Source organism: Nocardia aurea (assembly GCF_003123685.1).
GTDB lineage: Bacteria > Actinomycetota > Actinomycetes > Mycobacteriales > Mycobacteriaceae > Nocardia > Nocardia aurea.
In genome coordinates, this window is the sequence record NZ_QCYJ01000103.1 from 567,294 (window position 1) to 591,680 (window position 24,387).

The window sequence follows — 24,387 nt, forward strand, 5'->3', positions numbered from 1 at the left end:
TCGGCTACGGCGCGGGTGCGATTCCGGTGATCACCGTCTTGCCGTCGACCTTCGCCGTGGCGACGGCCTGGGCGCTGTAGGTGAACGCCGCCGCGCCCGGACGATATTCGGTGACGGTCACCAGGTACTGCCCGGCGAACGCGCCGGGGGCGATGCTCACGCAGTGGGTGGTGCCCACCGGGATGGAATCGATGCCCTGCTGGATGGCGGCCTCGGTGGACACCGAGGCGTTCGGCGCGACGATCGAGCGCGCCACGGTGGCGGACCGGGCCACGTAGTAGGCGTGCTGGAAGGCGAAGATGGCGGCGGGGCCGGAATCCGAACCGCCCGCGCCGTTGCCCTGGATGCGATTGCCGACACGTTCGGCGGGGCACTGCGCCACCGCCGTGCCCCGGGAAGAGGCGGGGACGACGACGATTTCGGTCGAACTACTCGACATGACCGATTCCGCGGCCGGAGCGCCGCGCAGTTGGAAGAAGGCGACGCCGAGCAGCACGGCCGCGGCGACCGATCCGGCCAACGGCATCAGCCATTTCGGTATCGCGGGCTTGCGCTGGGGACGTCTGCGGGTGGATCGATCGATGAGGCGGGCGAAGGCGTCGGCGGGGACCGTCTCGCGTTGCGGACCCGGTTCGAAAGGCGATGGTTCCTCGTCGAAACGAGGTAGGTACATCGGAATGGTGGGTGCGTCCGCCATCCAGTCCGACCAGTCGCCGTCGAATTGCCGGTCGGATGACACCGGTACGCCGGAGGTCCTTCGCCATGCTCCCGGTCGCAGACCTATGTCCGGTCGATCCATTACCCCGCCTCCATCAGGTCACACCCGTCGAGTTCGTTCCCGCGTTCGATTCCGCCCCCGGAACGATACTGCCGTCGCGCCGACCTCGACGGGTCTCGGTCGTGCCAGTGCTGATCGGTTCTTCGAAACCGTTCTATCGCAGCCGATTCTAGCCAGCACCGGCCGTAAAGGGGTGGTGGCGCGCTGATGTCGCGGCTCAGGCCCCCGCGGCGTCCAGTGCCGCGAGCAGTTCGCGCAGGGTGTCGCGCTGACCGGGACTCAGGGTGGCGAACACTTCGGCGGCCGCCTCGCGCCGTGCCCGTGCCATCCGTTCGAGGACGGCGGTCCCGGCGTCGGTCGGGGTGACCAGGGTGGATCGGCGGTTGCCGGGATCCGGGGTCCTGGCCGCCAGGCCCGCGGATTCGAGCGCGTCCACCACGGTGGTGGCCGAGCGCGGGACGATCCCGAGCCGCTCGGCGAGTTCGGCCATGCGCAACGGCTCGGGCGCGTGACCGAGGAAGCGCAGCGCCCGCGCCTGTCCGGGGGTGAGCCCCAGCGGCGCGAGGCGGGTCATCTGATTGCGGCGGATGCGTTTGGCGGTGCGCAGGAAGAGCTCGGGGAGGTCGGGTTCGGGGCCGCTGTCCATATACTGAGCTTAACTCATTGTTCATTGGAACAATTATGAGTAATACTCGGTTTCATGAGTTGATCCTCGGAAGGAGGCGCCTGTGCAGCCCCCATCTCAACTTCGCCGGATACTCCGGCTCTTCGGTCCCTATCGCGCCAGGCTGATGTCGGTCGCCGGTCTCGTCGGCCTCTCGTCGGTGGTGGCGCTGGCCTCGCCGTTCATGTTGCGCGCGGTGCTCGACGACGCCCTGCCGCACGGCCGTACCGGCCTGCTGACCCTGCTCGCCGCGGGCATGGTCGCGGTCGCCGCGCTGACCAGCGTGTTCGGTGTCCTGCAAACCTACATCTCCACCACCGTCGGCCAGGACGTCATGCACGACCTGCGCTCGACGGTCTACGCCCGGCTGCAACAGATGCCGCTGGCGTTCTTCACCTCGACCCGCACCGGGGAAGTGCAGTCCAGGATCGCCAACGATATCGGCGGCATGCAGTCCACCGTCACCTCGACGGCGACCTCGCTGGTCTCGAATTTCACCACCGTCCTCGCATCGGTCGTCGCCATGGTGGCGCTGGACTGGCGACTGACCCTCGTCTCGCTGACGATGTTGCCGCTGTTCGTGTGGATCAGCCGCCGCGTCGGCGACGAACGCCGCAGGATCACCGGGCAGAAGCAGCGTCAGCTCGCGTCCATGTCGGCGATCGTGGAGGAATCGCTGTCGGTCAGCGGCATCCTGCTCGGCCGCACGATGGGGCGCTCCCCGGCGCTCGTCGACGATTTCGCGCGGGAGTCGCGCGGGCTGGTCGACCTGGAGATCCGCGCGAGCATGGCGGGCCGCTGGCGGCAGTCGACGATCCAGATCGTGCTCGCCGCCATGCCCGCGATCATCTACTGGGTGGCCGGGCTGACGGTCGCCACCGGTCATCCGCTGGTCTCGATCGGTACCCTGGTCGCGTTCACCACCCTCCAGGCGGGACTGCTGAGGCCCATGGTGCAACTGCTCTACACCGGGGTGGAAGTGCAGAGTTCCTTGGCCCTGTTCGGACGGATCTTCGAATACCTCGATCTGGAACCGGATATCGAGGAGCCCGCGCGGCCGACGCCGCTGACCCGTCCGCGCGGCGAGGTGCGTTTCGAGAACGTCGACTTCGCCTACACGCCGGGCGAGCGCACGGTGCTCGACGATATCGATATCACCGTCGCGCCCGGATCGGGCCTGGCCGTCGTCGGCGAGACGGGGTCGGGCAAGACGACGCTGGGGTACCTGGTCGCCCGGTTGTACGACGCGACATCGGGGCGGGTGACGATCGACGGCATCGACGTGCGCGAGCTGTCCTTCGCCGATCTCGCGGCCGCCGTCGGGGTCGTGTCGCAGGAGACCTACCTGTTCCACGCCTCGGTCGCCGACAACCTACGGTTCGCCAAACCCGACGCCACCGACGCGGAATTGCACGCGGCGGCCCGCGCCGCGCAGATCCACGACCATATCGCCGCACTGCCCGCGGGCTACGACACCATGGTGGGGGAACGCGGCTACCGTTTCTCCGGCGGCGAGAAACAACGTCTCGCGGTGGCGCGGGCGATCCTGCGCGATCCGCCGATCCTGATCCTGGACGAGGCGACCAGCGCGCTGGACACCCACACCGAACGCGAGGTGCAGGCCGCCATCGACGCGCTGTCGACGGGACGAACCACCATCACCATCGCCCACCGGTTGTCGACGATCCGCGGCGCGGACCAGATCGTGGTCCTCGACCACGGCCGGGTCGCCGAACGCGGCACCCACGAGGAACTGATGAGCAAGGGCGGACGCTACGCCGAACTCGTGACCCGCGACCGGACGGCGCTCACCGCCGCCTGAGCGTCGAAAGAGCGCGCACGCCACGAGGATCGGCGGCACGCGAGCGTTCGCCGATCCTCGTCGGGGGTCCTCACCAGTGCAGTGTCACCGGATCGCCGACGCCGACGTTCTGGTAGTACCAGGCCGCGTCCTCCGCGGACAGGTTCACGCATCCGTGGCTGACGTTGGCATAGCCCTGCGAATCGACCGACCAAGGCGCGGAGTGCACGAATACTCCACCCCAGGTGAGCCTTTCGGCGTACTCGCCGTTGATGTAATAGCCCTCCGCGGAATTCAGCGGAATGCCGATGGTGCGGGAGTCGAAGACCACGGAGCGGAACTTCTCCAACACGGGATAGGTGCCGACCGGAGTCTCCCATCCGGGTTTGCCGAACGACGCGGGCATGACCCACTGCACCTTGCCGCCGATGCTGACGGTGAAGGTGTGCGCGGACATGTCGCCCTCGGCCACCACGCCCGCGTTGGTGGTGAACTCGCTGCGCGTATCGCCGAATCGCACGGTGATCGGCGAACGCGCGGGCAGGAATTCGTCCGGCGTCCACGTCAGTTCGGTGTCACCGACCCACGAATAGGTGCCGGCGAGCGGTTGGGTGGAACTCACTCCGAGTTTGCTCTCGGCGCGGGCTCGGTCGGCGACGGGAGCGGCGAAACGGACGGTCACGGGATGCGCGATACCTACCGTCTGACCGACCGCCGGCGATATCGCCGCAACCGTGTCCACCGGAGGTTTTCCGATCAGTGTCGCTGCCGCCGCACCGGACCCGAAGGTGGCCAGAACGATGACCACCGAGGCGAGGAACATTTGTCGTAATGCGCCCCTCATAGATATCCACCCCTTTCGAGACGGGTGTGGTAGGCGGAAATTCAGTCTACGTCAGCATGATCAACACCGTCGACCCGAACGTGTCAGTCCTGTTTCAGATTTGCGAACGCCAGGGGTCGATCGGCGAACTTGACCGTGCACCCGGCCCGAACAAGGATGAAACACGGTCGTTCGTATCGAGGGGAGTGGGAAGTGGATCCGGACGCGGTGACCGGTGTGCAGCGTCGAGTTCAGCAAGCGTGGAGCACACAGCGATGGGATGACTGGGCGGACACCTGCGCGCAGGACTATCTCTTCGACACCGGCATCGGCTACCGGATGAATCAGGAGGAGACGCTGCGGTGGAGCCGCGCCTGGTTCTACGCGTTCCCCGACTACACCGAAGAAGTCGGTCACGTGCACGCCACGCGATCCTCGGTCGTCTACGAACTGGTCGGCCGCGCGACCGCCACCGGCGCCTTCGTCCTCGACGGCAAGGTGCTGTTACCCGCCACCGGAAATCCGTTCGAATTGTCCTACGCGAAAGTTCTCGAATTGGACGAATGGGGCATGGTCACCCGCGATCGCCAATATCTGAACCAAGCGTCGCTGCTCCTGCAACTCGGACTGGGCTGACCGGGATTCCGTCGTCCGGCCCCGGTGATTCGGCCGGATCCGCTCAGCCCCGGACCACGTGCAGCACGTCCGCGTGCAGGGCGTCGGCGCGGGCGCAGATCTCATCGATGCGCAGCAGAGTCGGGGCGAAACGGTCACCGTGCTCGGCGGGCAGCGAGGCCACGTTGATCTCGATATTGAGCTGGGAACTGGTGGCGGCGGCGCGGGCGGCGTCGGCCGCCGCGCCGATATCGGTCACCACGTTCGGATTGCCGATCGGCAGCAGTTCCGCGGCCAGTGACAGCACCTCGTCGGCTTCGTCGACCACGGCGGCGGGCACCCGCGCGGCCTCGATCAGCGCCACCGTGATCGCCGCGGTACGGGCAGCGGTCTCGGCCTCGGTGGTCTTCGGCAGTTTGTAGGCGTTTCCGACGGCGGTGAAGGCGGCGGCGTCGGCGTCGGCCAAGGCGAGCGCGCGTTCGCGGGCGGCGTCGGCGGCGTCGATGAGGCGGTCCACGACGGGGCGATGTTCGGCGTCCTTGGCCCTGGTCGTGTAGCGCGCGACCATCGCGACCAGCGCCGCGCCCTGTGCCGCGTGCAGCGCCGCGACCGCGCCGCCACCGGGCGCGGGAACCTTGGCGGCCAGCTCGGACAGGTACTGCGCGAGGGCGACCCCGCCGAAGGAGGACGCGGTGTCCTGGTACGACGTGCTTGGCTGCGACACGGGGTTGTTGCCTTTCGTTCTGCGACGCGGACGCTACCGCTTCAACCTACCGGGTCGCGCGCCGCGAGCGGCCCGCGCCGGGGGGTTCGGACCGTGCCGATGCGGGCTCTGCCCGTAGCTGCGGTTATGTTCAATGCCATGCGGATCGGATTGAGCATCAACTACTCGGGGGGCTTCAAGGAGGCAGCGGCCGAGGTGGCCGATTTGGAGCGCGCCGGACTCGACGTCGTGTTCGTTCCCGAGGCCTACTCCTTCGACGCCGTCAGCGCGCTCGGATACCTCGCCGCCAAGACCGAGCGTCTGCAACTCGCCTCGGGCATCCTCCAGATCTACACCCGCACGCCGAGCCTGACCGCGATGACGGCGGCGGGCCTGGACTTCGTGTCCGACGGCCGTTTCCTGCTCGGCCTCGGCGCCTCCGGGCCGCAGGTCATCGAGGGTTTCCACGGCGTCGCCTACGACGCGCCGATCGGGCGGACCAGGGAACTGGTCGAGATCTGCCGCAAGGTGTGGCGCCGGGAGAAACTCGAATACCAGGGCAAGTACTACCAGATCCCGCTGCCCGCCGAGCGCGGCACCGGCCTGGGCAAACCGCTGAAACTGATCAACCGCCCGGTCCGCGAGCGCGTCCCGGTGCTGCTCGCCGCTCTCGGCCCCAAGAACGTCGAATTGGCCGCCGAGATCGCCGAGGGCTGGCAGCCGATCTTCTTCCTGCCGGAGAAGGCCGGGGAGATCTGGGGCGAAGCCCTCGCCGCGGGCAAGGCCAAGCGCGACCCGGTCCTCGGTGACATGGACGTTTTCGCGGGTCCGGCGCTGGCCATCGGCGAGAACGTGACGCCGCTGCTGGAATTCGTCAAACCGCACCTCGCGCTCTACATCGGCGGGATGGGCGCGAAAGGCAAGAACTTCTATCACAACCTGGCCACCCGATACGGATACGGCGCCGAAGCCGACCGCATCCAGGAGCTCTACCTGGCGGGCAAGAAAGAAGAGGCCGTCAAGGTCGTACCCGACCAACTGGTGCGCGAAATCTCGCTGGTCGGCCCGGCCGGGTACGTCAAGGAACGAATCGCCGCGTTCCGCGAGGCCGGTGTCACCGTGCTGAACGTGATGCCGATGGCCGCCACTCCCGCCGAACGGGTGAAACTGATCGAAGAGCTGCGCTCGCTCGTCTGATCCGCACGCGAAAACGAGGCCGCCCCGGATTCGACCGGGACGGCCTCGTCGCGTTTCGGTGGGTCAGCCGCCCCGCACGCTCTCCAGGGCCGCCTCCAAGGTGGAATGCAGCGCGAAGACCTGATCCAGGCTGGTCATCTTGAGCTGGCGACTGGTGGCGGGCCCCTCGGCGACGACCGCGATGGTCGTGGCCTCCCCGGCCCGCTGATGCGCGGCGACCAGCGCCGCCATCCCCGCCGAAGCCAGGAAACTGACCCCGGACAGGTCGATGATCAGGGTGCCGGGTTTGCCGGCGAGCACACCCTCGATCGCCGTCTCCAGCGCGGGCGCCGTCGCCAGGTCGACCTCGCCGGCCACCGTCAGCACCGTCGCACCGTCGTGCGTTGCGACGGAGGTATTCATCGTGTCCGCGAGGGGATACGCGTCTCCGGAAGTGTTGGTCACACCCCAACAACACACAAAACACGGCGAATGCGCAACTTCGGTGTGTGTGCCTCGGCGTATGCGCGCGGTGTGCGGTCGGTGGAGCGCCCTCAGATGAGGGATCCGCCGGACACTTCGACGCGCTCGGCGGTCACCCACCGCATGTCGGCGGAGGCGAGCGCGGCGATGGCGTCGCCGATCTCGTCGGGGTTGCCGACGCGCCCGAGCGCGGTTCGCGCCGCGAGGGTGTCGCGGAGTTCGGCGTCGTCGCGCATGGCGCCGCCGTTGAAGTCGGTGGCGCTCGGGCCGGGAGCGATCGCGTTGATCCGGATTCCACGAGCTCCGAGTTCGATCGCCAGGCTGCGGGTCAGGACTTCCACGGCCGCTTTCGACGCCGAGTAGACCGATGTTCCCGGGCTGGCGTGACGGGTCAGCGAGGTGGACACGTTGATGACCCGTCCACCGGCGGGGATGACGGGAACCAGTGCCTGGATGAGGAAGAACGTCCCGCGGAAGTTGGTGTTCACCACGGTGTCGAAGTCGCGCGCGGTCACGTCGGTCAACGAGCCGAGGAGTCCTGTTCCCGCGTTGTTGACCAGGATGTCGAGCTTGTCGGTGTGCCATCGGGCGCGGAGCTGTCCGACGAGTTCGTCGGCGAACTCGGCGAAGGTCTCGATATCGGTGATGTCGAGCGGCATCGCCAGCGCGTCGCCGCCCGCTGCCCGAATCGCGCGCACGGTGTCGGCAGCGCCGGACGCGTGTTCTCGGTAGGTCACGACGACCCGCACGCCGTGACGAGCCAGCGCCAGTGCCGCGCTTCGGCCGAGCCCGCGGCTCGCACCGGTGACGAGCGCGATCTGTTCCGATGTCATGTGGGGGTTCCTTCGGTGCATTCGACGTGGATGGTGAGTCGAGTGGCTCACCTCGTCAACGATAGGAAGACGTCAATGGTGAGTCAAGCGACTCATCTCGTGACCTGGGGCATACTGTCGTCATGACTGCCGCGCCTTCGACGTATCACCAGCGCGTCGCCGCCGAGAAGCGCACCGCCATCATCGAGGCGGCGAGTCGCCTGTTTCTCGAGTCGGGCTACGACGGCACCCCGCTGTCGCGAATCGCCGAAGCGGCGGGGGTCTCGAAAGCCACGTTGTTCAAACAGTTTCCGACCAAGGCGGCCTTGTTCGAGGCGATCGTCACCGAATCCTGGAATCTCGATATCGGCGCGGACGCGCAACCGGGGCCGGGTGATCTGCGCGCCGGCCTGACCGCTCTCGGACGGCGTTACGCGACCCTGCTCGGCAGGCCGGGTATGGCGTCGCTGTTCCGGATCGTGATCGCCGAACTGCCGCGATTCCCCGAACTCGGCCACACCCTGTTCCGGACGGGCAAGATGCCCTACTTCGACTCCGTGCGTCGCTACCTGGAAACCGAGCACGCCGCGGGAACGGCCGAACTGCACGACAGTGTGACAGCCGCCGCCCAATTTCTCGGCATGATCTCCGACTACGTGTTCTGGCCGCGAATGCTGCTGGTGGACTGGAATCCCGCGTCCGCCGACATCGACGAGGCCGTGGATCAAGCGGTGCTCACCATGCTCGCGCGGTACGGCACACCGAAGCGCGCCGATTAGCTGGAAACGACCGGGTCCGGCTGCCTGTCCAGGGTGCCGTCGACCATCCGATACACCGCGTCCATGCGGTGCAGGTGGGTGTCGTCGTGGGTGACCAGCAGCGTCGCCGAGCCACATTCGCGGACCACGGTGCGGATCAACTCGATGACGGCGGCGCCGCGCTCGGAGTCCAGGGCGCTGGTCGGTTCGTCGATGACGAGCAACGCGGGGTCGTTCATGAGCGCGCGGGCGATATTCACGCGTTGGCGCTGGCCGCCCGACAACTGGGCGGGGTACTTCGTCCGATGGTCGCCGAGTCCGACCGCGTCGAGGAGTTCCGCTGCCTTCGACCGTGTTTCGCGGCGGCGTGGGGTCGGGATGCGGGAGCGCCGACCGAGATGCGCTGTCACTTCGAGTTGTTCGATCGCGGTCAGTGCCGACAGGAGGTTGGGCTGTTGGAAGACCATGCCGATGGCGGATCGACGCAGTGCCGCCGCCGCCCGTCGACCGAGGGTGGTGAGATCGACTGTGCCGCTGTCGGTTTCGAGCAGGACACGGCCCGAATCGGGGCGGGTCAGCGTGGACACCACGGCGAGCAGGCTGGATTTCCCGGAACCGGAGGGGCCGGTGACGGCGGCGACACTGCCACCGCGGACATGGAGGTTCACTCGATCGAGCGCGGTGAGCCTGCCCGCGCCGTCGGGATAGGTGAGGGTCAGGTTCTCGGCGGTCAGTGCGATGGTCATCTCGGAACTCCGGATCAGCGGGTCGCGGCGAGCGCGGTGAGCGGGTCGGCGGTGAACAGGAAGCGCAGCGCGCAGGTCGCACCGAGGAGCCCGAGCACGATGAGCGCGGCGGCGGGCAGCACAGTGGTGGCCGGGCCGACCACGAACGGGAGCGCTTCGCCGAGCGCGCTCGCGCCGAGCACGGTGAGGGCGAGGCCGAGCGCGACCCCCGCCGCCAGCACGAGCGCGGCCTGGGCGAGTGCGTCGATCACGAGCGATTCCGAGGTCGCTCCCAACGCCTTCAACGTCGCGATGTCGGGCATTCGCTGGATGGTCCACACCGTGAAGAACGCCCCGACCACCAGGGCCGAGATGGCGAAGAGCAGCGCTGTCATCAGGGTGAGCGAGCCGTTCTCGGCCCGATAGGAGCCGAGCGCGGAAAGGGAATCGGAGATATCGGTGGTCGTGGTGTGGGCGGTCACGTCGCGGTCCGGTACGCCGGTGATGGCGAGCACGGTGGCCGCGCCCGCGTGGGGGCTCACCGATCGCCAGTCGGCGGGCGTCATCCAGACCACGGGGGTGTGGCTGTACCAGTCGTCGCCGCGGACCCCGGCCACGGTGAAGGAGCGTCCGCCGAGGGTGACGACAGAGTCCGTGTCCGCGTTCAGTGCCCGTGCCACCGGATCGCTGAGCACCACCGTGCCCGCGTCGGTAGCGGCACGATCGCCCGCGACCGCCGACGTGACGCCGAACAGTGCGACCGCGGTCGGTGGCGCGCCGGGACGTCCCGCTTCGGCGCGGCTGATGCCGATCGGCTCGACGGTCCCGGTCGCTCCGGCGGCGGCCTGCCAGATGCCGACCTGCTCGGGCGTGAGCGCCGAAGCGTCGAACGACGGGGAAGCTCCGTTGTCGGCGAAGACGAGCGCGTCGGCCCGCAGCGATCGCACGGCGGAGATGTTCTGGTGCGCGAGCCCGGCGGCGAGGCCGCCGAGGAAGCTCACCAGCAGCGCCACCAGCGTGACGACGAATGTGATGAGGAGGAAGCGGCCGCGGGCGGCCCGCAGTTCCCGGAGTGCGACGAACATGGTTCCACTGTCGCGGCCGAGGAGCAGCCGAACATCGGGTGTGCGGTCGAGATCCGGTCGGTCGAAGGTCGGTGGTCCGATTACACCTTTCGATGGATGTCCCACCGATAGCCGTGCATAAGCTGGAAGTGTGCACTCGTCGCCGCTCACGCCCGTCTTCGCCACATTGCGGCTCGGTCTGCATGTGCTCATGACGGCGTTGGCGGCGGTGATCGCGGTGCGCGCACTGCTGCCGGGCGCCCCGCATCCGCTGCCGGTGGTGTTGCTGACCGCGGCCTTCCTGTTCACCTATTTCGCGGGCGCGCGCCTGTCGGGGCGTCCCCTCGCGATGCGGATCTGGCTGGGTGCGCTCACCCTGCTCTGGCTCGGGCTGGTCGCCGCCGCCCCCGACGCCGGATATCTCGCCTTCGGGCTGTTCTTCCTCTACCTGCACCTTCTGCCCTACCCGTGGAATCTCACCGCCGTGGTGTCCGCGACCGCTGTCGCGGTACTCGGCTTCGGGTTGCATCGCGGGTGGGCTCTCGCGGGTGTGATAGGCCCCGTCCTCGGTGCGGCGGTGGCGGTCGGGATCGGCCTCGGTTACCAGGCGCTGTACCGGGAGTCCGTCGAGAGGCAGCGGCTCATCGACGAATTACTCAGTACCCGTGCGGCACTCGCCGAGCGGGAGCGAACGGCAGGGAGGCTCGCCGAGCGCGAACGATGGGCGAGGGAGATCCACGACACTGTCGCGCAGGGCCTGAGCAGCATCCAACTGCTCCTGCACGCCGCCGAACGCGCGGACCCCGAACATCCGGCACTGCCGCAGATCCGGCTCGCCAGGACGACCGCCGCCGAGAACCTCGCCGACACCCGAGGGCTGATCACCGATTCCGCTCCCGCCGCACTGGACGGGCAGTCACTGCGACAGGCACTCGAGCGCATCTGTCTGCGAGCCGAAGCGCCGGGACGTAGCACCCGACTCGTGGTGGAAGGCACGCCCGCGCGGTTGCCGATGCCGATCGAGGCGGCGTTGGTGCGTATCGCTCAGGGGACGGTCGCCAATGTCGTGCAGCACGCCGACGCGACCCGGATGCGTCTCACCCTGACCTATTCGGAGGCCGACATTTCCCTGGACATCGTCGACGACGGCATCGGCATCGCCCCCGACATCCTCGACCGCGCTTCCACCGGCTCCTTCGGACTGTCGGCGATGCGGTCCAGAGTGGCACAGCAGGGCGGCATCTCGGCCATCGAGTCGGAGCCGGGACATACCGCCGTGACGGTGTCGTTCCCGATCGAATCCGATTCCGCACCGAGGGATTCCGACGATATCGACGTCGCGCGGATGTTCGGATCCGACCTCGCGCCGAACCGGAGCGAGCGAACCCCGTGATCCGGCTGCTGCTCGTCGACGATCACGCCATCGTCCGCGCGGGCCTGCGCGCGCTCTTGGCGAGCGCGTCCGATATCGCGGTGGTGGACGAGGCCGCGACGGCGGAGGCCGCGGTCGCGTTCTGCGCGACCACCCCGGTGGACCTGGTACTGATGGACCTCAGTTTCGGACAGGGGCGGTCCGGCGTGGCGGCGACCGCCGAACTGCGCGCCCTGCCCCAGCCACCGAATGTGCTGGTCGTCACCAACTACGACACCGACGCCGATATTCTGGGCGCCATCGAGGCGGGCGCGTGTGGATACATCCTGAAGGACACCCCGCCCACCGAACTACTCGCGGCGGTGCGTTCGGCCGCCGCCGGTGAGAGCGCCCTCTCGCCGACCGTCGCGTCGAAGCTGCTGACCCGGGTCCGCCGAGCCGACACCACGCTGAGCCCCCGTGAGATCGAAGTACTGCGACTGGTCGCCGACGGCAGATCCAATCGGGAGATCGCCAAGGAACTCTTCCTCGGCGAGACCACCGTCAAATCCCACCTGGTCCACATCTACACGAAACTCGGTGTGCGCTCCCGCACTTCGGCGGTCGCCCGGGCTCGCGAACAAGGCGCGATCTGATACGTGGATTCGCCGGAGTGTGGGTGTCGGTATCCGTGCCGAAGCCGAATGGCCGAGTGGGGTCAGGGGAGTGGGTTGGCGGTGAACAGTGACCACATCCGGGCGCGGACGTCGGTGCCGCGCGCACCGCTGGGCCATACGTGGGCCTGGGATACGTCGTCGGGACCGTCGTAGAGTCGGTAGATCACCGAAGTGCCCGCGGCGCAGTCGAATCGTTGTCCGGTGAGTACGCCTGGGCCGGTTTCGCCGTGTTCGGTTCCGCAGTTGTCCATCTGTCGCCAGTGGTCGCGATGCTGCTCGGCTATCCACTGCCACACGACGGGGTCGTTGTCGTTGAGCATCACGCCGAAGGCGATCTTGCGCGAGGCGGGGCAATCGGCGAGGTCCCAGGCGCCCTTGGGGCCGGCCCATACCGCGGCGGAGGCGATCAGATCCGCTGCGTCGCATGCCATTCGGGAGGTCATCTGACCGCCGTTGGAGTGGCCCGCGAAGTGCACCCGTTTCGGGAGCACGCAGTAGGAGGCGGCGACGTCGTGGACGACCTTGCGCAGGAACGAGACGTCGGGACCGACATTTCTCGCGAACTCCCACGCCCATTTGCCGACGCCCTCGCTCTTGCTGCCCCGCGGATAGGCCACGATGACCTTGTTGGTCTCCGCGAAGGAGTTCCAGCCGGTCTGGGGCTCGAAGATCGACGGGCTGCTCTGCCCGCCGTGTACCGCCACGATCAGCGGCGCGGGCCCGGTCAGGCCGCTGGGCACGAACAGTCGGTACGGTCTCGGCGCACCCTCGTGGTCGATGGAGCGCTCGACGCTCCCGCCGGTCGGCGAGGTCGAGCACGACGCCGACGGCGCCGGCAACGGGCCGATGCCGGTGACCTCGGCCGTCGCCGGGGCCATCGGTCCGGCCAGGGAAACCGTCAGCAGTGCGCCCGCGACGGCCGATATCGCTCTGATCGTGTTCCAACGCATGGAATACCCCTGCCTCCGAACGGCTTTCGTGACCGCTTCGGTGAATCGTAGGGCGGATGGCGCCCGAGATCGAGGCCCCGGATATATGGGCACACCCCCGGAAACGACCGGCGCCGCGCCATATCGCATACCTACCCACCCTGGCAAGCGGTGGGCCGGGCCGTCTCTCAGCGTCGCCACGGCTGTCGATCGGTACGGTCGCGGCTGTGACGGACACGGTGGACCCCGGCTGCGTGGCGTCCGGTCATGCGCTGTGGGCGTTCCCGAGGTCACGACACGGCTCTGAATTATCCGGTCGTCCTCCTCGCACGGGTCACCGGTCGGATACTGCTGTCGTCGGACCGCGAACGTGGTTCCGGCGCGGTCGTTCTGCCGGGACGAGCCCGGCGCTCGGATCGACGACTCATCGATCGACGGAGGTGCGATAGCGGAACTTGCCACACCGATTCCGAGGAGCCGAAAGAGTGTCGATCGGACGATCGTCCTGTCGATTCACGGCTCCGTCGACACGGCCGTATCCGTGATCACCGACGCGGCCGAATAGTCGAATTTCGTCGGCGCGTTGTCTGCGTGAGGTCTTCGGATCCGCGCATCGGACAATGCGTCATATCGGTGTGCGAGTAATTCGATATCGCCGTATATCCGGCACGGGTGCAATATCTTTCGATGGCTTCTCTGGTTTCGTGTTCTACCCCTTGATATCTCGCATCGCGACTGTGCTCGCGCGGCCGAATCTGTTGCCAGCCGGGTCGTTCAGAGGTTAGCCTCTTCTGAGTTAGCGGAGGCTAACCTTTGTTGTAGCGTGAGTACGGGTGAGGTCGAGCAGTGGATTTGAACAGGCGCAATCTCTTCAAGGCGGGCCTCGGATTGAGCGCTATATTGGCGATCGCGGGCTGTGGAGACAATTCCGGATCGCCGTCGGGTGGCTCTCTCAAATCCGGTGGCACATTGCGTATCGGCGCGATCGGAAAGTCGTCGAAGACCGAGCGAAATCCCTACGCCACCATCAGCAACGAGAGCGACTTTCTGATCATGTCGCTGATCTACGACCCGCTGACCGTTCCGGGAAACGACCCGAATGTGGCGCCGCGCCTGGCGTCGAAATGGGAATCCGATGCCGAACAGCGGAATTGGACCTTCACGATCGCGGAAGGCGCCGCGTTCCACGACGGCCGCCCCGTCACCTCGGACGACGTGGTGTGGTCGCTGCGCACACTGCGCGAGGCGGCGGGCGAGACCAAGGTACCGGTCGCGTCGGTGAACGATATCAATCCGGCGGGCCCGAACGCGGTGGTGCTGACGACCGCCGGTCCCAACAGTCAGCTGCCGTTGCTGCTGCGATTGATGACCTTCGTGGTGCCCAAGGGCACCACGGACTACAGCAAGTGCATCGGCAGCGGGCCGTTCGAACTCGAGTCCTACATTAACGGCAACGCTCGCCTGGTCCGCAACGACAAGTGGCACGGTGGCGCGCCCCTGCTCGACGCGATCGAGGTCACCCTGTTCGAGAGCCCCGAATCCATGGCGAACGCGGTCATGGCCGGACAGATCGATGTCGCATCCAGCGTCGGAGCGGTGGCGGGGCGCACGGCCGAAGCCCGGGGTGATCTCCAGGTCATCCGGCGTCCGAACGATGTCGCCGTGGTGATCGCGATGCGTACCTCCGACGGTCCGTTCGCCGATCCCCGCGTCCGTGAGGCGCTGCGCCTGGGCGTGGATCGCGAAGGCATGGTGGCCCAGGTTCTCTCGGGCTACGGCGCTGTCGCCAACGATGTTCTCGGCACCGGTGATCCGACCTACGACACAGGTCTCGCACAGCGCACACGCGACGTCGACCGGGCCAGGCAACTGCTCGCGGACGCGAAGTTCGACACCGGCAAGACCTACCCGCTGGTCACCAAGTCCGAGGCAGCGGGAGAGGTGGAGTCGGCCAAGGTCTTCGCGGGCCAGGTGAAGGATATCGGGGTGAAACTCGAGGTCGTGGTCCAGGAAGCCAACGCCTTCTACGACGAGACCTGGCTGAAAGCGCCGCTGTACACGGTGAACTGGGGCACCAACGACTCGGTGATGTTCTACGCGAGCAAGGTCCTGAGCTCGCGGACGAAATGGAACGAGACGAATTTCAAGGACGAGGCCTTCGACAAGGCCTACACCGACGCTCTGGCCGCACCCGCGGGCGCGAAGTTCACCGAGGCGAGCAAGGCGATCCAGAAGATCCAGTACGACCGCGGTGGTTACATCGTGTGGGGCATGGCGGACGGAATCGATGTCGCCGCCGAGTGGGTCCAGGATCTGCCGACACTGGGAGGCTACGGCCGCGTGCAGCTCGAACGAGTGTGGTTGTCGAGTTGATCGCAGTCTCCGGACTGGTGGTGCGACGAGCGGGGCTGCTCGTCGCGCTGCTCGCCCTCGTCTTCGTCGTGGTCGATCTCCTGCCGGGGAACGCGGCGCGAGCGGTGCTCGGACGTGACGCGGGGCCCGAACGGATCGCGGCGAAGGAGCACGAGCTGGGACTCGACCGGCCGTTGCCGGTCCGGTTCTGGAATTGGTTCAGCGGGGCAGCCACCGGTGATTTCGGCACAACGGCCCGCGGTCAATCGGTGAACGACCTGTTGGCCGCCAAATTCCCGCAGACCCTGCTGTTGGCGTCGATCGCGCTCGCCGTCACGGTGGTGGTCTCGCTGCTGCTCGGCCTGTGGTGGGCCGCGCGGCCGACGAGCACCGCCGCTCGCCTGCTGCAACCGGGATCCGCGTTCGTGATCGCCGTTCCCGAATTCGTGGTCGCGACCCTGCTGGTTCTGGTCTTCTCGCTCTGGCTGGATTGGCTGCCCGCAGTGACCTTCACCGATCGATCGGGGTATCCGGCGAGCGCGGAGATGCTGATCCTGCCCGTGCTCGCGCTGGCGATACCGCAGGCGGGCTGGAATGTGCGCGTGGTGCGCGGCGCGCTGGCCGATGCCGCCTCCGCGCCGCATGTGGAGAGCGCCGTCCTGAACGGCCTCGACGAGCGAACGGTACTGCTGCGCCATGTACTGCCGTTCGCGCTGCCGACCATCGCGGCGTCGTTCGCGACCTCGGTCGGCACCCTGTTCGGCGGTGCGCTCGTCGTCGAGACGATATTCAACTACCCGGGGATGGGCGCGATGGTCGCGGGATCGGTCTCCGACCGTGACACCGCCCTCGTCGCGGCCGTCGTGGCACTGACGGGAACGACGATCATGTGTGTCCTGCTGATGGCCGATGCCATTCGCGCCTGGTCGAATCGAGGTCGGCCGTGACGACGTCGACCAGCTCCCGACGGTGGTGGCTCGCCGTATTGCCCGCGGCCCTCGTCGTCGCGGTGGCGGTGGTCGGTCCAGCCCTCGCGCCGAATTCGGTCGACCACCCCGTCGGCATCTCGTTCGAGAAACCGGGCGACGACGCGTGGCTCGGCGGCGACCGGCTCGGGCGCAACGTCATGAGCCAGCTGTTGTGCGGCGGTTGGGGATTGCTGCTGCTCGGCGCGACCATCGCCGTGTTCGTCACGGCGTTCGCCGCGATACTCGGGTCGATCGCGGCCCTGTATCCGAGGACCGGCTCGTGGATCGAGCGGACCGCCGACCTGGGCATGCTGCTACCGCCGGTGCTGGCGATGCTGCTGTTCATGCTCTCCTGGCCCGAATCCGGCGCCGTCGGACTGGTCGTCGTCTCGGTGATCGCCGGTACCCCGTATTCCGCGCGCGTGTTCGCCGCCGCGGCCTCCGGTGTCGCGGCCTCCGGATTCATCGAGGCGGCGCAGGCTCGCGGAGAACGGTTGAGCTATCTCGTCTTTCGGGAAGTGCTGCCGAATCTGCGCGAAACACTGCTGACCCAGTTGGGATTACGATTCGTGGAGGCGATGTATCTCGTGAGTACCGCGGCTTTCCTGCAACTTCCCACCACCCTCGGCGACGCCAACTGGGCGGTGATGGTCCGCGAGAACGCGTCGGGGATCCTGCTCAATCCCGCCGCGGTCCTGGCTCCGAGTCTCGCGATCGGTCTGCTCGCGGTCAGCGTGAACAGCGCCGTCGCAGCCTTCGGACGCGGGCGGCGCGGCATATGACCGGCGGGGTGACAGTCGAGGACCTGTCGATTCGTTCGGTGTCGGGCGCGGTACTGCTCGCGCCGACTTCGCTTCGGGTCGCGCAGGGTTCGGTGACGGCGCTGACCGGGCCGTCCGGCGTCGGAAAGACGACGCTGATGCGCGCGGTACTGGGGCATCTGTCCAGTGGGACGACACGAACCAGTGGTTCGGTGCACGTCGCCGGACAGGACGTCTTCGCGTTGAGTCCGACCGCGCTGCAATCCTTCCGGCGGGAGAACATCGCCTTCGTCGGCCAGGATCCCGGCGCGGCGCTCAATCCGACGATGCGTATTCGTTCGCTGCTCGGCGAAGCGGCGCACCGAGCCACCGATCTCGTGCCGGGCACTGTGCTCGCCCGGGTCGGATTGCCCGAGCACTGTCTGCGTAGGCGTCCGGGTGAACTCTCCGGCGGTGAACAGCGGCGGGTCGCGCTCGCGTTGGCGCTGGCCCGCAAGGTGGGTGTGCTGGTCGTGGACGAACCGATCGCGGGCCTGCACGGGGAATTGCGTAACGGCATCGCCGATCTGCTGCGTTCGCTCGCGACCGATGACGGTGTCGCCGTGGTGGTTTCCGGTCACGACACGAAGATCCTGCACCGACTGGCCGACCAGGTCGTCGCGCTCGGCGAGCCGCCCGCCGATCTGGCGCATTCGGCTGCGCGGCCGCGCGATCCGGTCACCTCGGGGCCACCTGCGCTGCGGGCGCGCGCGATATCGGCGACCGTCGGCCGCAGGAAACTCCTGGAAGTGGTCGACCTGGAAATCCCCGCGGGGGAGTCGGTGGCGGTCGTCGGGCCGTCGGGGGCGGGAAAGACCACGTTCGCGCGGGTGCTCGCGGGAATCCACACCGGGGCGTCGGGCACCCTCGAGGTGGACGGTCGCGCACTCGGTGTCGGGCGTGCGCGCCGGTCTCGCCGCGAACGCAGACGGATACAGCTGATCCCGCAGAATCCGCTGTCCACGCTGAACCCGAAACACACGGTGCTGCAATCGTTGTCGCGGCCGCTGCGCCTGACCGGGATGTCAGTCCGGTCCGAGATCGCCGATCGTGCCGCGGACCTGCTGGACAGCGTCGAACTCGACGCGGATCTGCTGCACCGGTATCCCGACGAGCTCTCCGGTGGTCAGCGGCAGCGTGTCGCCATCGCCCGCGCCCTGGCCGCCGAACCGGAGATCCTCGTCTGTGACGAGATCACCTCGGCCCTCGACACGGCCACCGCGCGTTCGATCATGGAACTGGTCGAACGCACCCGGATCGAGAGGGGTATCGGCATTCTCGTCGTCAGCCACGACATGACCGTCGTGGCCGGGTACTGCCCGGGAATCGTGGTGCTCGCGGGCGGAAGGGTCGTCGAGCGCGGCCATACCGCCGACGTGCTCGCCGACCCCGCCGCTCCCGAGACGAAGGCCCTGCTGGTGTGAACTCGTGGGACTACCCGGAGAAGTAGTCCTCCGGTCCGCCGTCGCGGGCGGCGTCGACGACCCCCGGCTCTCGACGGTGGCCGGCCGGAGATCGGCAATATCGTGCCTGATGGAAGGAGCTCTCTCAGCGTCTACTCAGGTCGAGGGAGCGCGCCGCGCCATCCGTGTGCGACACTGAACTTCCTTCCGAAATAGGTAAGGCTTGGTTTAGTTTGTGACGAGGAGTCGACGTGGTCGTACGGGCACTCGCCTCCGATGCGCCATCGGTTGCCGCGCAGTTGTTCGGCAGCGGGCTGATCGGTGCGCGTGAGGGCCTCGAAACCGGGATCGTTGTCATGATCCTGGTCGCCTTCCTGGTCAAATCCGGTGATCGCGGGGCGCTGAAGTGGGTCGCCGCCGGGGTGGGAGCGGCGATCGCGATGGTCGCGGCGATATTCGCCGGGGTGCGGTTCGGCACCTCGACGGTCACCGGGGTCGCGGCCGAGCTGATCTCGGGGATCGCGTCGTTGGCCGCGGTGGTGATCGTCACCTGGATGGTGCTGTGGATGCGTACCGCCTCGCGTTCGATCTCGACGGATCTGAAGGCTGGGATGGCGAAGGCCGTCGCGGGCGGCCCGCTCGCGGTGTCGGCGTTGGCATTTCTCGCGGTGGGGCGCGAGGGGGTGGAGACGGCGTTGCTGATGGTCGGCTACGCGGAGAATGCCGAGGGAAGCAGGTGGCCGCTGATCGGCCTGCTGCTGGGGATCGTGGTGGCGGCACTGCTGACGGTGCTGCTTTACTTCGGTGCGATTCGCATCAATTTCGCGGTGTTCTTCAAGTACACGGGGATCTTCCTGATCGTTGTCGCCGCGGGGATCCTGGCATACGGGATCCGCGCGTTGCAGACGGCCGATTGGTTGCCGGGGTTGACAGCCAACGCCTTCGACATTTCGTCGTGGTTCACCATGTCGAGCTGGTACGGCACGGTCGCGCAGGGAATTTTCAACTTCCGCGCCGACCCGACACTGCTACAGGTGCTCGCCTGGCTGGGATACGTGGTGGTCGTACTGATGTTGTTCCTGCGCCCGACCGCGGGCGCGGGCCCGCCAGGCTCCGATGGACCACCCCCCGCTCCCTCCGCGGCCGTGCCGCACTCGTGAAAGGTTCCACCCATGCGATCTACTACGAAGTGGGTCACCGCCGCCGTCGCGCTGCCGATGGTGCTTGTCTCGTGTACGAGCAAGTCCGAGAGCAGTGCCGGCGATATCACCGTCACCACGAACGACAGTTCGTGCGAGGTGTCGACGAGATCGGCGACGACCGGTAACACGACCTTCCGGATCACCAACAACGGCACCAAAGTCACCGAGTTCTACGTCTACGGCGCGGGCGATCGGGTCGTCGGTGAAGTCGAGAACATCGGCCCCGGACTGACCCGTCAGCTGATCGTCTCGGTGCCCGACCCGGGTACCTATCAGACCGCGTGCAAGCCGGGCATGGTCGGTGACGGTATCCGTACCGACTTCGTCGTGACCGGGCAGGCGCAGACCCGCGACGACACCGGAAAACTCGCCGAGGCATCGGACGGGTACAAGCGCTACCTGGTCTCGCAGGTGACGGCGTTGCAGGAGACGGCGAAGGTGTTCGTCGACGCGATCAAGTCCGGTGATATCGAGTCGGCGAAGAAGCAGTTCCCGTTGACGCGTACCTATTACGAACGCATCGAACCGGTGGCGGAGAGTTTCCCGAACGATCTGGATCCGCGCCTGGACCTGCGTGAGGCCGATCTGGCCCCGGGAGACACGTGGACCGGATTCCATCGGCTGGAAAAGGATCTGTGGGCACAAGGCTTGCAGCCCGACACCACGAAGGTCGCCGATCAACTGCTCGCCGATATCGCCGAACTCGCGACGGGGGTGGGTGCGGCGAATTTCTCCGTCGACCCGATCCAGGTCGCGGGTGGCGCGCAGACGCTGCTCGACGAGATCGCGCGCACCAAGATCACCGGTGAGGAGGACACCTTCTCCCATACCGATCTGTGGGATTTCCAGGCCAATGTCGACGGCTCGCAAGCCGCCATCGCCAGCGTTCGCCCGATACTCGACGAACGCAACAAGGATCTCGGCACCCAGATCGATCGCCGCTTCGCCGAACTCGACGGTGAGCTGGCCAAGTATCGCGTCGGTGACGGGCAGATGAGCTACGACAAGGTGACCGAGCCGCAGCGAGTCGAGCTGGCGCGGCGTATCGACGCACTGTCGGCGGTCGTCAGTCAGGTGCAAGGCGTTGTCGCGGGATCCTGAATGCGCGCAAGATGACTCGGGTCGCGGCGGGGTAACCCGCCGCAGCCTGTTCGGCACCGCCGGTGTCGGTGTCCTCGCCGCCGGGGCCGGAGTGCTGGCGGGGCGGGCGTCGAGTTCGGACTCCTCGGTGTCGACGGTCGTGCCGTTCCGCGCCGACCATCAGGCGGGCATCGTCACCCCGGCTCAGGATCGTCTGCATTTCGCCGCGTTCGACGTGCACACCGAATCCCGTGAGGAACTTCTCGCTCTGTTGCGGACCTGGACCGCGATGGCCGAACGCATGACATCGGGTCGGGAGGCGGTGCACGACGGGGCGACCGGTGCGGGGGAGTACATGCCGCCCACCGACACCGGTGAAGCCTTGGACCTCGCACCCGCGCGGTTGACGCTGACCATCGGTTTCGGTCCTTCGCTGTTCACGTCGGCATCCGGCGGCGATCGATTCGGTCTGTCGAAGCACAAGCCGACGGTGTTGGCCGACCTGCCGAAATTCACCGCGGACGCATTGGATCCGGCGCGGTCGGGCGGCGATATCGCCATCCAGGCCTGCGCCGACGATCCGCAGGTCGCGGTGCACGCGATTCGCAATCTGGCGCGCGCCGGATTCGGTGTGGTGTCGGTGCGGTGGTCCCAACTCGGTTTCGGTCGTACCTCCTCGACCTCGACCAGTCAGGTGACCCCGCGAAACCTGTTGGGATTCAAGGACGGAACCCGCAACATCAAGGCCGAGGACAATGACGCGGTCTCGAGATTCGTCTGGGTCGACGGCGGTGACGACAAGGCGTGGATGGCGGGCGGCTCATATCTGGTCACCCGCCGGATACGTATGCTGATCGAACCGTGGGATCGGACCAGTCTGCACGAGCAGGAACGGGTCATCGGGCGCGCCAAGGGTACCGGCGCGCCATTGGGCGGCCGGGACGAATTCGAGGAGTTGGATCTCCAGTCCGCGGGACCGTCCGGCCCGCTGATCGATACCGACGCTCACGTCCGCCTCGCGTCCCGTGACGAACTCGGCGGGATCCAGATCTTGCGCCGCGGTTACAATTTCACCGACGGGTCCGACGGTTTCGGGCATCTGGACGCGGGCCTGTTCTTCATCGCCTACTGCCGTGACCCACTCGCCCAGTTCGTGCCGATGCAGGAGAACCTGGCCCGCAACGACGCGCTCAACGAATACATCAAACACGTCGGTTCCGCCGTCTTCGCGGTACCACCCGGGCTCGGACCCGACGACTATTGGGGTTCAGGGCTATTCGCGCTGTAGAGCAGTCACCGAGAACGGATGTTCCTCCGTCGCAGTGGGTTTGGGAGTAGTTCGTCGAGCATGCGACAGTCGACACCGCGAATGGTTTTCGATTTTGGTGAGTCCGAACGGGGCATCGATCTCGCGGCGGAGGTAGCCCATGTAGACCTCGACGACGTTGTCGGAGCCGTCGTCCACGACGCTCCCGGCATCGGTTGCGTGGCGATCATCCGGTTCGACGCCGAGGGCGGGGCTGTGGCGAACGTAACGCGCGACGGCCCAGCGGTCCACATCGACACCGAGAAACCGTGGTGGGTCGAGTCGGGACCTCGAGCCGACCGGCTCCTCACCGGTGGGTATCCGGCCTCGGTGATATCGCGGCGCTGATTAGAGTCGAGTCGGCGAACATATCGAGCGAACCCGAGGACTTGCGTTGACTACCGAACAACTTGACCGCTGGAACGCACAGGAAGCCGCTGCCGAGGCGATGAGTCCGATCATCGGCACGTTGTATCGAGAGAAGGGCGTGACGGTCCTGCTGCACAGCCGATCGCTGGTGAACAAGTCGGTGATCAGCATTCTGCGCACGCACCGCTTCGCCAGGCAGATCGAGGGCGAGGAACTGTCGGTGGACGAGACCCTGCCCTTCCTGCGGGTGCTCGCCGAATTGGACCTCGGGCCGTGCAAGATCGACCTCGGTCACCTGGTCACGACCTACCGTGCCGACGACCGCGGACTGTCGATCCGCGATTTCACCGCCTCGGTCCTCGTCGACGTCACCAACGGCAACAAGGCGCAGCCTCCCGGCCCGAAGGATGTCGTCCTCTACGGCTTCGGCCGCATCGGCCGCCTGGTCGCCCGCCTCCTGATCGAGAAGGTCGGATCGGGCAACGGGTTGAACGTGCGCGCGGTGGTGGTGCGCCGGGGCGGCGACGGCGATCTGGCCAAGCGGGCGTCGCTGCTGCGACGGGATTCGGTGCACGGCCAGTTCAACGGCACGATCAAGGTCGACACCGACAACGACACGATCATCGCCAACGGGAACGTGATCAAGTTCATCTACAGCGACGATCCGACGACGATCGACTACACCGAGTACGGGATCGACGACGCGATCCTGATCGACAACACCGGCAAGTGGCGCGACCGGGAGGGACTGTCGCAGCATCTGCGCCCCGGTATCGCGAAGGTCGTTCTCACCGCCCCGGGCAAGGGTGACGTCCCGAATATCGTGCACGGCGTCAATCACCGCAGCCTGGACCTGTCGCAGCGGATCTTCTCGTGCGCGTCCTGCACGACCAACGCGATCGTTCCGCCGCTCAAGGCCATGGACGACGAGTACGGCATCGTCCGCGGCCACGTGGAGACGGTGCACTCGTTCACCAACGATCAGAACCTGCTGGACAACTATCACAGCGCGGACCGTCGCGGCCGTTCCGCGCCGTTCAATCTCGTGCTCACCGAAACCGGCGCCGCGTCCGCGGTCGCGAAGGCGATGCCCGATTTCAAGGCCAAGATCACCGGGAACTCGATCCGGGTTCCCACCCCCGACGTCTCCGTCGCGATCCTGAACCTGCAACTCGAGCGGGAGACGAACAAGAGCGAGGTGCTCGAGTACCTGCGGCAGGTCTCGCTCACCGGACCGTTGAGCCGCAACCTCGACTACACCGCCGCCACCGACGCGGTGTCCTCCGATTTCATCGGGTCGCGCGCGGCATCGATCATCGACGCCAACGCCGCGATCGTCGAGGGCGACACCGCGATTCTGTATGTCTGGTACGACAACGAATTCGGTTACTCGTGCCAGGTGGTGCGCACGGTGCAATACATCTCGGGCATCGAGTATCCGACCTACCCGCGGGTCGACGCGATCCGCGAAAGCGTCTGACGCCCCGCGTCTTTCGGTCGGATCCCGGGTGAATCCGGCGGTCGCGGCGGCGTACGGCCCCCGCGACC

The 24,387-nt window shown here is 67.1% G+C and carries 24 protein-coding genes; 14 read left to right on the plus strand and 10 right to left on the minus strand.

Features of this window, described 5'->3' with window-relative positions; all coding sequences use genetic code 11:
• Positions 1-4: 4 nt before the first annotated feature.
• Both DAT37_RS23785 and DAT37_RS23795 read right to left on the minus strand, forming a co-directional pair.
• Positions 5-739 (minus strand): hypothetical protein, encoded by a 735-nt coding sequence (locus DAT37_RS23785; RefSeq protein ID WP_157978634.1) that lies wholly within the window; start codon positions 737-739, stop codon positions 5-7.
• A 256-nt stretch (positions 740-995) separates the two neighbouring features.
• Positions 996-1,424 (minus strand): MarR family winged helix-turn-helix transcriptional regulator, encoded by a 429-nt coding sequence (locus DAT37_RS23795; RefSeq protein ID WP_109527025.1) that lies wholly within the window; start codon positions 1,422-1,424, stop codon positions 996-998.
• A gap of 82 nt (positions 1,425-1,506) precedes the next feature.
• Here DAT37_RS23795 and DAT37_RS23800 point away from each other — a divergent pair, with 82 nt between their 5' ends.
• Positions 1,507-3,264 (plus strand): ABC transporter ATP-binding protein, encoded by a 1,758-nt coding sequence (locus DAT37_RS23800; protein ID WP_408637430.1) that lies wholly within the window; start codon positions 1,507-1,509, stop codon positions 3,262-3,264.
• Positions 3,265-3,334: 70 nt separating this feature from the next.
• Here the strand turns inward: DAT37_RS23800 and DAT37_RS23805 are convergent, their stop codons facing one another.
• Positions 3,335-4,087 carry a L,D-transpeptidase gene (locus DAT37_RS23805; RefSeq protein WP_109527027.1) on the minus strand — a complete coding sequence of 251 codons (753 nt, stop codon included), beginning with the start codon at positions 4,085-4,087 and terminating at the stop codon, positions 3,335-3,337.
• A gap of 192 nt (positions 4,088-4,279) precedes the next feature.
• Between DAT37_RS23805 and DAT37_RS23810 the strand changes: the two genes are divergently transcribed.
• On the plus strand, positions 4,280-4,702 hold the full coding sequence (locus tag DAT37_RS23810) for an ester cyclase (RefSeq protein ID WP_157978635.1): 423 nt from the start codon (positions 4,280-4,282) through the stop codon (positions 4,700-4,702).
• A gap of 43 nt (positions 4,703-4,745) precedes the next feature.
• Here DAT37_RS23810 and DAT37_RS23815 read toward each other — a convergent pair whose 3' ends face one another.
• Entirely contained in the window at positions 4,746-5,405 is a 660-nt protein-coding gene (locus DAT37_RS23815) for a cyclodeaminase/cyclohydrolase family protein (protein ID WP_109527029.1), read from the minus strand.
• Between the two features lie 138 nt (positions 5,406-5,543).
• Between DAT37_RS23815 and DAT37_RS23820 the strand changes: the two genes are divergently transcribed.
• Positions 5,544-6,581 (plus strand): LLM class F420-dependent oxidoreductase, encoded by a 1,038-nt coding sequence (locus DAT37_RS23820; RefSeq protein WP_109527369.1) that lies wholly within the window; start codon positions 5,544-5,546, stop codon positions 6,579-6,581.
• Between the two features lie 63 nt (positions 6,582-6,644).
• Here DAT37_RS23820 and DAT37_RS23825 read toward each other — a convergent pair whose 3' ends face one another.
• Together DAT37_RS23825 and DAT37_RS23830 are read right to left on the minus strand one after the other, a co-directional pair.
• On the minus strand, positions 6,645-6,983 hold the full coding sequence (locus DAT37_RS23825) for an STAS domain-containing protein (RefSeq protein WP_109527370.1): 339 nt from the start codon (positions 6,981-6,983) through the stop codon (positions 6,645-6,647).
• 131 nt (positions 6,984-7,114) lie between these two features.
• Positions 7,115-7,876 carry an SDR family NAD(P)-dependent oxidoreductase gene (locus DAT37_RS23830; protein WP_109527030.1) on the minus strand — a complete coding sequence of 254 codons (762 nt, stop codon included), beginning with the start codon at positions 7,874-7,876 and terminating at the stop codon, positions 7,115-7,117.
• Positions 7,877-7,998: 122 nt separating this feature from the next.
• Here DAT37_RS23830 and DAT37_RS23835 point away from each other — a divergent pair, with 122 nt between their 5' ends.
• Positions 7,999-8,634, plus strand: coding sequence for a TetR/AcrR family transcriptional regulator (locus DAT37_RS23835; RefSeq protein ID WP_109527031.1), 636 nt, complete (start codon positions 7,999-8,001; stop codon positions 8,632-8,634).
• On the opposite strand, the gene DAT37_RS23840 is transcribed toward DAT37_RS23835, so the two are convergent.
• Both DAT37_RS23840 and DAT37_RS23845 read right to left on the minus strand, forming a co-directional pair.
• The gene (locus DAT37_RS23840; RefSeq protein ID WP_109527032.1) at positions 8,631-9,359 is read right to left on the minus strand and encodes an ABC transporter ATP-binding protein; all 729 of its coding nucleotides are present in this window, start codon (positions 9,357-9,359) and stop codon (positions 8,631-8,633) included. The genes DAT37_RS23835 and DAT37_RS23840 overlap by 4 nt on opposite strands.
• Positions 9,360-9,373: 14 nt before the next feature.
• Positions 9,374-10,423, minus strand: a complete 1,050-nt coding sequence (locus DAT37_RS23845; protein WP_109527371.1) for an FtsX-like permease family protein — start codon at positions 10,421-10,423, stop codon at positions 9,374-9,376.
• 130 nt (positions 10,424-10,553) lie between these two features.
• Here DAT37_RS23845 and DAT37_RS23850 point away from each other — a divergent pair, with 130 nt between their 5' ends.
• Together DAT37_RS23850 and DAT37_RS23855 are read left to right on the plus strand one after the other, a co-directional pair.
• A complete protein-coding gene (locus tag DAT37_RS23850; protein ID WP_198654396.1) occupies positions 10,554-11,795 on the plus strand; it encodes a sensor histidine kinase in 1,242 nt (413 codons plus the stop codon).
• A complete protein-coding gene (locus tag DAT37_RS23855; protein WP_109527033.1) occupies positions 11,792-12,409 on the plus strand; it encodes a response regulator in 618 nt (205 codons plus the stop codon). The genes DAT37_RS23850 and DAT37_RS23855 overlap by 4 nt, the downstream gene beginning before the upstream one ends.
• Positions 12,410-12,471: 62 nt before the next feature.
• On the opposite strand, the gene DAT37_RS23860 is transcribed toward DAT37_RS23855, so the two are convergent.
• Positions 12,472-13,380 (minus strand): alpha/beta hydrolase family esterase, encoded by a 909-nt coding sequence (locus DAT37_RS23860; RefSeq protein ID WP_157978636.1) that lies wholly within the window; start codon positions 13,378-13,380, stop codon positions 12,472-12,474.
• An 825-nt stretch (positions 13,381-14,205) separates the two neighbouring features.
• Here DAT37_RS23860 and DAT37_RS23870 point away from each other — a divergent pair.
• From DAT37_RS23870 to efeB, 7 genes are all read left to right on the plus strand, one after another.
• Positions 14,206-15,732 (plus strand): ABC transporter substrate-binding protein, encoded by a 1,527-nt coding sequence (locus DAT37_RS23870; RefSeq protein WP_109527036.1) that lies wholly within the window; start codon positions 14,206-14,208, stop codon positions 15,730-15,732.
• Positions 15,729-16,658, plus strand: coding sequence for an ABC transporter permease (locus tag DAT37_RS23875; protein WP_232839948.1), 930 nt, complete (start codon positions 15,729-15,731; stop codon positions 16,656-16,658). Before DAT37_RS23870 ends, DAT37_RS23875 begins: the two co-directional genes overlap by 4 nt.
• The gene (locus DAT37_RS23880) at positions 16,655-17,461 is read left to right on the plus strand and encodes an ABC transporter permease subunit (RefSeq protein ID WP_232839949.1); all 807 of its coding nucleotides are present in this window, start codon (positions 16,655-16,657) and stop codon (positions 17,459-17,461) included. The genes DAT37_RS23875 and DAT37_RS23880 overlap by 4 nt, the downstream gene beginning before the upstream one ends.
• A gap of 8 nt (positions 17,462-17,469) precedes the next feature.
• Positions 17,470-18,903, plus strand: a complete 1,434-nt coding sequence (locus DAT37_RS23885; protein ID WP_198654397.1) for an ABC transporter ATP-binding protein — start codon at positions 17,470-17,472, stop codon at positions 18,901-18,903.
• A gap of 230 nt (positions 18,904-19,133) precedes the next feature.
• A complete protein-coding gene (gene efeU / locus DAT37_RS23890) occupies positions 19,134-20,042 on the plus strand; it encodes an iron uptake transporter permease EfeU (RefSeq protein ID WP_109527038.1) in 909 nt (302 codons plus the stop codon).
• A gap of 12 nt (positions 20,043-20,054) precedes the next feature.
• Positions 20,055-21,185, plus strand: coding sequence for an iron uptake system protein EfeO (gene efeO, locus DAT37_RS23895; protein ID WP_109527039.1), 1,131 nt, complete (start codon positions 20,055-20,057; stop codon positions 21,183-21,185).
• Positions 21,169-22,452 (plus strand): iron uptake transporter deferrochelatase/peroxidase subunit, encoded by a 1,284-nt coding sequence (gene efeB / locus DAT37_RS23900; RefSeq protein ID WP_109527040.1) that lies wholly within the window; start codon positions 21,169-21,171, stop codon positions 22,450-22,452. Before efeO ends, efeB begins: the two co-directional genes overlap by 17 nt.
• Here efeB and DAT37_RS44965 read toward each other — a convergent pair.
• A complete protein-coding gene (locus DAT37_RS44965; RefSeq protein WP_198654423.1) occupies positions 22,438-22,722 on the minus strand; it encodes a hypothetical protein in 285 nt (94 codons plus the stop codon). The two genes, efeB and DAT37_RS44965, sit on opposite strands and share 15 nt — an antisense overlap.
• 142 nt (positions 22,723-22,864) lie before the next feature.
• On the opposite strand from DAT37_RS44965, the gene DAT37_RS23910 reads away from it, so the two are divergent.
• Positions 22,865-24,319, plus strand: coding sequence for a glyceraldehyde-3-phosphate dehydrogenase (locus DAT37_RS23910; protein ID WP_109527041.1), 1,455 nt, complete (start codon positions 22,865-22,867; stop codon positions 24,317-24,319).
• Positions 24,320-24,387: the final 68 nt, after the last annotated feature.